Origin of the sequence: Protofrankia sp. Cas8 (assembly GCF_963555845.1) — a bacterium.
In the GTDB taxonomy this organism is placed as follows: Bacteria; Actinomycetota; Actinomycetes; order Frankiales; family Frankiaceae; genus Protofrankia.
Genome location: NZ_CAUVXI010000091.1, coordinates 20,181 through 21,262, shown reverse-complemented (window position 1 = coordinate 21,262; position 1,082 = coordinate 20,181). Strand labels below are relative to the sequence as shown.

The window sequence follows — 1,082 nt, the reverse complement described above, 5'->3', positions numbered from 1 at the left end:
AAAGGCCGGAGCATCCTCCGGCTACTCGGTGACAGTTTCTGGACCACCGAGATCATTTGTGGAAGTTGACACGTCAACGCGGTTCGCGTCGGCATCCAGCGAGTTCCAGATCAACTCGGCCAGGCCTGCGCGGGCATTCTTCAGGAGCCCGGCGAGGTGGTCCTCGTCGACCTCGACCGTGACCCGAGACATATATCCGCCCAACTTCCAGCAGGTCAAAGGGTGTGCGATCACAGCCCTTCTCGCACGTCCGGACCCGCAGGGGAACCTAGCAGGACCGTCAGTATAGATCACGAGTCCAGGTGATCAGTTGCGAGGCAGACGCAGGCGCCGTGCCCTTGGCCGGTGCGTTCGGTGCGTTCGGTGCGTGCGGTGCGTGCGGTGCGTGCGGTGGCGCTCCGGTTCGGCCGGGGCGATCGGCTGGGGTTAGGATTGCCCCATTACGCTGGGGGATGTATGAGTGAGTGTGTGATGGTGGACGACGGACGCCGGGACGTGCCGGCTTTCGCGTCGTGATCGTCGACGAGGCGCAGGTAGCCGCGCTGCTCCCCGGCTACGACCTGGGCACCAAACTGGGTGCGGGCGCGTTCGGGCTGGTGCTGTCGGGCCGCCACCGCGACCTGAACCGTGATGTCGCGATCAAGATACTGTCCCCGGCGCAGGAGAACGCGCCGGGTGGTTTCAAGACCGAGGCGCGGATCCTCGCAGCCCTGGATCACCCGCATGTGGTGCGGGTCTATGACTATGTCGAGGCCGACGACCTGCATCTGATCGTCATGGAGTTACTGGGCGGGGGGACGCTGAGCCGTCGGCGCACGGGGATCTCCCCGGAGGGCGCCTGCGCGGTCGGTCTGGCAGCGGCCGCAGCGCTGACCTGTGCCCATACCCAGGGAGTACTACACCGCGACATCAAACCCGACAACATCATGTTTGACACCGGCGGCTTACTCAAGGTCACCGACTTCGGAATTGCGAAGATTTTCGACGGGTCCGCGGCCACCGCGAGCATGCTCATCGGGACCCCGAAGTACATGGCGCCTGAACAGCTTGTCGGCGGCCGGTTGGGGCCGCCGACCGACCTC

At 65.2% G+C, this 1,082-nt stretch carries 2 protein-coding genes; one reads left to right on the top strand and one right to left on the bottom strand.

The annotated features are described in order from the left end of the window. Positions 1–21: 21 nt before the first annotated feature. Positions 22–192: a hypothetical protein gene (locus U9977_RS14625; RefSeq protein ID WP_322749802.1), complete on the bottom strand. Its 171-nt coding sequence runs from the start codon at positions 190–192 to the stop codon at positions 22–24. Between the two features lie 320 nt (positions 193–512). Here U9977_RS14625 and U9977_RS14620 point away from each other — a divergent pair. Continuing rightward, positions 513–1,082 (top strand): serine/threonine-protein kinase (locus U9977_RS14620; RefSeq protein ID WP_322749801.1); only part of this gene is annotated, 570 nt, incomplete at its 3' end.